7 protein-coding genes are annotated in these 6,000 nt (G+C 72.4%); 5 read left to right on the forward strand and 2 right to left on the reverse strand.

Annotation, left to right across the window (positions count from 1 at the left end):
* Positions 1 to 67: 67 nt before the first annotated feature.
* The 4 genes from IO39_RS29130 (at position 68) to IO39_RS54945 (ending at position 2,936) form a co-directional block, all read left to right on the forward strand.
* Entirely contained in the window at positions 68 to 1,534 is a 1,467-nt protein-coding gene (locus IO39_RS29130; protein WP_043629510.1) for an LCP family protein, read from the forward strand.
* A gap of 72 nt (positions 1,535 to 1,606) precedes the next feature.
* The gene (locus IO39_RS29135) at positions 1,607 to 2,365 is read left to right on the forward strand and encodes an ankyrin repeat domain-containing protein (protein WP_043629512.1); all 759 of its coding nucleotides are present in this window, start codon (positions 1,607 to 1,609) and stop codon (positions 2,363 to 2,365) included.
* A gap of 114 nt (positions 2,366 to 2,479) precedes the next feature.
* Entirely contained in the window at positions 2,480 to 2,749 is a 270-nt protein-coding gene (locus IO39_RS29140; RefSeq protein ID WP_043629515.1) for a hypothetical protein, read from the forward strand.
* 16 nt (positions 2,750 to 2,765) lie between these two features.
* Positions 2,766 to 2,936 (forward strand): hypothetical protein, encoded by a 171-nt coding sequence (locus tag IO39_RS54945; protein WP_157549024.1) that lies wholly within the window; start codon positions 2,766 to 2,768, stop codon positions 2,934 to 2,936.
* Between the two features lie 9 nt (positions 2,937 to 2,945).
* On the opposite strand, the gene IO39_RS29145 is transcribed toward IO39_RS54945, so the two are convergent.
* Positions 2,946 to 3,950 (reverse strand): enolase C-terminal domain-like protein, encoded by a 1,005-nt coding sequence (locus tag IO39_RS29145; protein ID WP_043629517.1) that lies wholly within the window; start codon positions 3,948 to 3,950, stop codon positions 2,946 to 2,948.
* 9 nt (positions 3,951 to 3,959) lie between these two features.
* Positions 3,960 to 5,342, reverse strand: a complete 1,383-nt coding sequence (locus IO39_RS29150) for an MFS transporter (RefSeq protein WP_063765363.1) — start codon at positions 5,340 to 5,342, stop codon at positions 3,960 to 3,962.
* Positions 5,343 to 5,504: 162 nt separating this feature from the next.
* Here IO39_RS29150 and IO39_RS29155 point away from each other — a divergent pair, with 162 nt between their 5' ends.
* The gene (locus IO39_RS29155; protein WP_043629519.1) at positions 5,505 to 5,834 is read left to right on the forward strand and encodes an MFS transporter; all 330 of its coding nucleotides are present in this window, start codon (positions 5,505 to 5,507) and stop codon (positions 5,832 to 5,834) included.
* Positions 5,835 to 6,000 lie beyond the last annotated feature (166 nt).

The following is a 6,000-nucleotide window of genomic DNA, read 5'->3' on the forward strand; positions in this document are numbered from 1 at the left end:
TTTGCGCCTATGGTGGAATGCGCGGGGAAACGGGGAAGGCGTGCGCGTGCGGCAGGCTAAGGAACCAGTGAGCGCCACGGCGGTCCTCGGGTGGCTGGTGCTGGCGGCACTCGTGCCCGGGGCCGCCCACTTGCGCGCCGGCTGGCGCAAGACCGGGCTGGTCCTCGTCTCCTGCTTCGCCGCCCTGCTGCTGGGCCTGCTGGCGTTCGTCCTCACCAACGACCTCGGCGCCCTGGCCGGCTCGGCCACCCAGGACTCCTGGCTCACCGCCATCATGACCGGCGCCATCGTCCTCGGCCTGGCCTGGTTCGCGCTCATCGTCCACTCCTTCGTGGTCCTGCGGCCCGGCCGGCTCGCCCAGTCCGGGCAGATCCTCACCGGCACCGTGGCCGGGCTGCTCGCCGTCGTGGTCGTGGTGCCCTTCGGGTACGCCGCGCAGACCGCCGTCACCTCCCGCGAGGCGCTCGACCAGATCTTCAGGACGCCCGAGAACGACGGGCAGCCCCCGCCCCCCGAGCCCAAGCCGGAAGACCCCTTCGCCGGCCGCGACCGGGTCAACATCCTGCTGCTCGGCGGCGACGCCGACGACCACAGGACCGGCGTGCGCACCGACAGCATGAACCTGGCCAGCGTCGACGTGAAGACCGGCAACACCGTGCTGTTCAGCCTCCCCCGCAACCTGGAGGACGTGCGCTTCCGCCCTGGCACCCCCATGGCCCGCCGCTTCCCCAACGGCTTCGACCTGCCCAAGGACCCCGGCGGCGGCGCCAGCGACCTGCTCAACAGCGTCTGGGAGTACGCCGACGCCCACCCCGAGCTCTTCGACGGCAAGCAGCACCAGGGCGCCAAGGTCCTCATGGACACCATCGGCTACACCCTCGGCCTCAAGGTCGACTGGTACGCCCTGGTCAACATGTGGGGCTTCGCCCGCCTCATCGACGCCATCGGCGGCGTCACCATCACCGTCGAGCAGGACGTCATCTTCGGCAAGTACAACGAGGGCCTGGTCAAGGCCGGCACGCGCAAGCTCAAGGGCGCCGACGCCATGTGGTACGCCCGCTCGCGCACCTACAGCGACGACTACACCCGGATGCGCCGCCAGAAGTGCGTGCTCGGCGCCATCCTCGACCAGGCCGACCCGGGCACGGTGCTGACCAGGTTCAACCAGATCGCGCTGGCCACCAAGGAGCTGATCAGGACCGACATCCCCCGGCCGATGCTCCAGCACCTGGTGCCGCTGGCGCTGAAGGTGAAGAACGCCGAGGTGTCGAGCGTGCAGTTCGTGCCACCGCTGATCAACACGGGCTACCCCGACTGGGAGAAGATCCGCGACATCGCGGCCAAGGCGATCAGGGACTCGGCCCGGACGAAGGCGCCGGTCGCCGCCTCCGCCGCCCCTTCGTCCGCCCCTTCGCCGGCTCTCTCGTCGTCGCCGTCGCCCAGGAAGTCCGCGAAGAAGCCGGTCCGGGAGGGCGGCGAGGACCCGACCAAGGGGTTGACGGAGGGGTGCGGGGGCGCGTCCACGAAGGGATGAACCCGCCTTTACGTTGTAGATCATGAAAAACGGGTGGAATCGGACGGGGTGCGGCGTACAGACTCGGGGAGCATGAGCACGGACGACCTGCTGACGGCGGCGGCACTCGGAGAGCACGACGAGGTCAGGCGGCTCCTCGACGCCGGCACGCCCCCTGACCGGCCCGGCGCCGACGGCGACACGGCGCTCTACCGGGCCGCCGTACAGGGGCACGCGGCCGTCGTGCGCACGCTGCTGGCGGCCGGCGCCGACCCCGACCGCGTCAGCGAGGGCGACGGCGAGGGGCGGCCCCTGTGCGCCGCGGCCTGCTGGGGGCACCTCGACGTGGTGACCGCCCTGCTCGACGCGGGCGCCGGCCCCGGCCTGCCGGAGCAGCCCGGCGGCATGACGGCCCTGCACTGGGCCGCCGCGAACGAGCGGCTCGCCGTCGTGCGGGCGCTGCTCGGCCACGGCGCCGACCCCGACGCCCGCGACTCCGCCGGCCGCACCGCCCTCTCCCACGCCGCCGAGCGCGGCGCGGCCTCCGTGGTCAGGGCGCTGCTCGACGGCGGCGCGCGGCCGGCGGCGGCCGACGCCAGGGGCCTGCGCCCCGTCGACCTCGCCCGCCGCCACGCCGGCCAGGACATCGAGGCGGAGCTGCGCGCGCGGGCCGGGGAGCACGCGCCGCCCGGGACGCGGATCGGCGTGCGGCGCGAGAAGACGGAAGGGGGCGACGTCCGGGTGGTGGCCGAGGTCCGCGAGGCCACGGGCGAGCTGCGCGCGGAGTACTTCCTGAGCACCGGCCACGCCGAGATCGTGCGCCTGCTGGAGCCCGCGCCGGGGACGCCCTGACCGTCGCGCGTTAAAGAACCCGTCTGGCCGCCGTGGCGCACTCTCCGAAGCCGTGACGGGCCGTGATCTCCTGGGACGAGGCCGTCGCCGTACGTTCACCCGGGAGATCCCGCCATGCGCCACCGCCCTGCCCGCCTGTTCACCACCGCCCTGCTCACCACCACCCTGCCCGCCGCTGCCCTGACCGCCTTCGCCCTTGCGGGCCCCGCCGTCGCCACCACCACCGACTACGCCCCGGGCGTCGCCGTCGCGAGCACCCCCGTGGGCGGGCTGACCCATCGCGCGCACCGGATCCGGGACGCGGTCATCGAGGCCGGCTCCCGCTTCTACGGCCTGGCCGACATCCTCACCGGCGTCAGCCTGCGCGACGCCCTGCCCATCTGACGCCCGCTCCCGGCGGGTGCGCACGCTCGCGCGAAGGCTGCTCGACCAGGCGCCGGCCGGCGACAACACCGCCCGGCTCAGCACGGTCTCGGCCAACAGCCCGGCGCTGAAGATGCGCGGCGACTACGCCGCCGCCGGCACCGGGGCCCTGGCGGTGCTGCCCGCCGAGCCGGCCTCGCGCCCGTGACCGCCCCGGTTACGAGTGGAAGGATTCCTTGGCCATGCGGCGGACGCGGGGCTCGTCGATGTCGTGGCCCAGCCCGGACTGGGTCAGGGGGACGGCGATGACGCCGGCGTTGGCGCCCACGATCGGGGAGACGATCTGGTTCTGGCGGGGCGGCTGCGTGACGTCGCACGGCAGGGTGCACCCGGGCAGGCTGGCGACCGCGACCGTGGCCGCGCGGGCCAGGCCGGCGCCCTGGCCGCCCGTGCACTGGATGTCCCAGCCCGCCGCCGCGGCCCGGTCGTGGGCGCGCCTGGTCTCCGACAGGGACGGGAAGGCGGCGGGCCGCAGCAGCAGCACCCGCGCCGCCCGCAGCGTGAGGTAGTCGTCGAGTTCGGCCGCCGAGTGGGCCTCGACCGCGACCGAGGCGGCCACCTGGTCCTGGAGCGAGGCGTGGGCGTAGACGTCGGTGGTGGCGAAGGGCCGTTCGATGACCTCCAGGCCGTAGGAGTCGAGCGCGACGAGCTGGCCGAGGTCGGTGTAGGCGTTGCCGCAGTCGACGGCCAGGGTCAGCGCCGGGTACGCCTGCCGCACCGCGCGTACGGGCTCCACGTCCCAGCCGGGCCTGACGTCGAGCGTCACGTGCCCGTAACCCGCGCAGACCTGCTGGTTGACCCGGGACACGAGGCTCTCCACGGACGGGTCGGGCGCCAGCCGCACGGTGGCCATGAGCGAGGTGCGGGTGCCGCCGATCGCCTCGGCCAGCGGCACCCCGCGCATCCTGGTCCACAGGTCCCAGCAGGCCATGTCGACGGCCGGGTCGCCGCTGGGCACCGTGTCGGGGTGCTCCCAGTCGACCCCGACGAGCAGCGCCGCCAGCGACTCCTCCAGCTTGGACCAGGTCTTCGCCCCTGGTGAGGTCATCTCGCCCCAGCCGGTCATGCCGCCATGGTCGGTGAGCTTGACGAGCAGGGTCTCCGACCTCCTGCCGTACGGCAGGACCAGCCGGAAGACCTCGAGCTCCCGCACTCGCGGCATGTACCCCCCTTATGACGCGGTTCTCTCCATAGTGCCCGCTGCGGAGGAGTGCACGAAACGCGGGGCCAGGACGGCGCCCAGAAGGGCGAGCGCGACGGTGAACAGGAGACCGGCCGCGTAGTTCTCGGCGGCGGCGGTGAACAGGGCGCCGCTGACCGCGACGGCGACCACGGTGAACACCGACTCGCCCACGCCCACGGCCGCGGAGTTGTTGCCCTCCTCGCCCTCCTTCGACATCTCCAGCACCAGGACCGACACGGTGGGGTGCAGCATGCCGATGCCCAGGCCGACGGCGGTCATGCCGACGTAGGCCAGCGCGAGCGGCACCGGGTCGAGCAGGACGAGCGTGACCAGCGAGATGCCGGCGGTGATCAGCAGCCCGCCGCCGCGCAGGGCCGTCATGTTGCCGACCAGGCCGCGGCCCTTGAGCCAGGAGCCGGCGGACCAGCCGAGCGCCCCGAGGGTGAGGACGAGGCCGGCCGCGGTGGCGCTCAGACCGCGCTCGTTCTTGAGCATGAGGGGGATGAGCACTTCGGCCGCCGTGTACGAGCCGAAGGCCAGCCCGCGCAGCAGCGGCGCGGTCGGCAGGCCGCGGGCGGCCCTGAGCGAGCCGGGCAGCAGCAGCCGGGGCAGGGAGACGACCAGCAGGACGACCCCGGCCACGAGCAGGGGCAGGCCGGCGAGCTTGAGCGCGCTGCCGTACTGGATCAGGGCGGCGGCGACGGCGGTCAGCGTGGCGAAGACGAGCTTGCGGCCGAGACCGGGGGCGGGCCCGGCGACGCCCTGCTCGACGTCCCGGCCGGCGGTGCCGCGCCACAGCAGCAGCGCCGCCGGGACGACGACCACCGTGACGCCGAGGAAGATCCAGCGCCAGTCGAGGTTCTCCGCGATGAAGCCGGCGATGGCGGGCCCGACCATGGAGGGCACCACCCAGGCCGCCGAGAACAGGGCGAACACCCGCGGATGCATCGCCGCCGGGTACGCCCTGGCCACCAGCACCATCAGCGCCACCTGGGTCAGCCCCATGCCGAGCCCCTGCACGAACCGGCCCGCCACGAAGACCTCCATGGTCGGCGCGAACCCGGCCAGCAGCAGCCCTGCCACGAAGGCCGCCACGCCGACGCCGATGGGCTGGAGCGGCCCCCGCACGTCACTCCAGCGCCCGCCCAGCACGGTCGCGATCACGCTGGCCGCCAGGGTGGCGCTGAAGGCCAGGTTGTACAGGTACATGCCGTCGAGCTCACGCGCGATCACCGGCATGGCCGTGGCCACCGCCATGGCCTCGAACGCCTGCAGCGTGACCAGCGCCACCAGTCCGATGCTCAGTGCGCGGTACGGCCGGGACACCACACCGGCCGGCGCGTCCGCAGTTCCTTCAACCGTCGTTGTCATAACCGGAAAACTATGGCGAAACGGCAGGAGAGCACATCGGGCGCGGGGCCTAGGCACATGGGCCTAAGCACGACCTAAGCCCAGGACGGCCCAAGCCCCCGGACAGCCCAAGCCGGCTTCACCTTCGCCTCGCTGCTGTGCGGCATCTCCGTGAGCCCCGAGATGCTGATCGCCAGCCGCGTGCTGCAGGGCCTGTTCGGGGCCGTGATGCTGCCGCAGGGCCTGGGGCTGATCAAGGAGATGTTCCCGCCGCACGAGCTGGGCAAGGCGTTCGGCATGTTCGGGCCGGTCATGACCATCTCCTCGGTCGGCGGCCCCGTGCTGGCGAGCTGGCTGGTGGACGCCGACTTCTTCGGCACGGGCTGGCGCATGATCTTCCTAATCAAACCGACACTTCCCCCAGCACACCAGGCTGACCTGGTCAAACACAGGACAAAGCCCCCGCTCAGGACGCGAATCCCGAGTCTGGGGCTTCTTGTTGTTTGTGGTTGATTGTGGTGCATATCAACACGGGTGCTGACATGGTGCTGACCTCTTCGGTATGGAGCGTCATCCTTTAGAGCAATAGTCAAGACTTGTGGATCATGAGTTCTTAGGCGGCTGTGGGGACGGGTGATTCTGCGGGTCGTTCGATGAGTTTGCCGTCGATGAAGGTGGC

Origin of the sequence: Nonomuraea candida (genome assembly GCF_000725485.1) — a bacterium.
GTDB lineage: Bacteria > Actinomycetota > Actinomycetes > Streptosporangiales > Streptosporangiaceae > Nonomuraea > Nonomuraea candida.

Bases quoted from the DNA above. Each gene is read 5' to 3' on its own strand.
- IO39_RS29135 (WP_043629512.1), top strand. From the start codon at position 1,607: ATGAGCACGGACGACCTGCTGACGGCGGCGGCACTCGGAGAGCACGAC.
- IO39_RS29140 (WP_043629515.1), top strand. From the start codon at position 2,480: ATGCGCCACCGCCCTGCCCGCCTGTTCACCACCGCCCTGCTCACCACC.
- IO39_RS29145 (WP_043629517.1), bottom strand. From the start codon at position 3,950: ATGCCGCGAGTGCGGGAGCTCGAGGTCTTCCGGCTGGTCCTGCCGTAC.
- IO39_RS29150 (WP_063765363.1), bottom strand. From the start codon at position 5,342: ATGACAACGACGGTTGAAGGAACTGCGGACGCGCCGGCCGGTGTGGTG.
- IO39_RS29155 (WP_043629519.1), top strand. From the start codon at position 5,505: ATGCTGATCGCCAGCCGCGTGCTGCAGGGCCTGTTCGGGGCCGTGATG.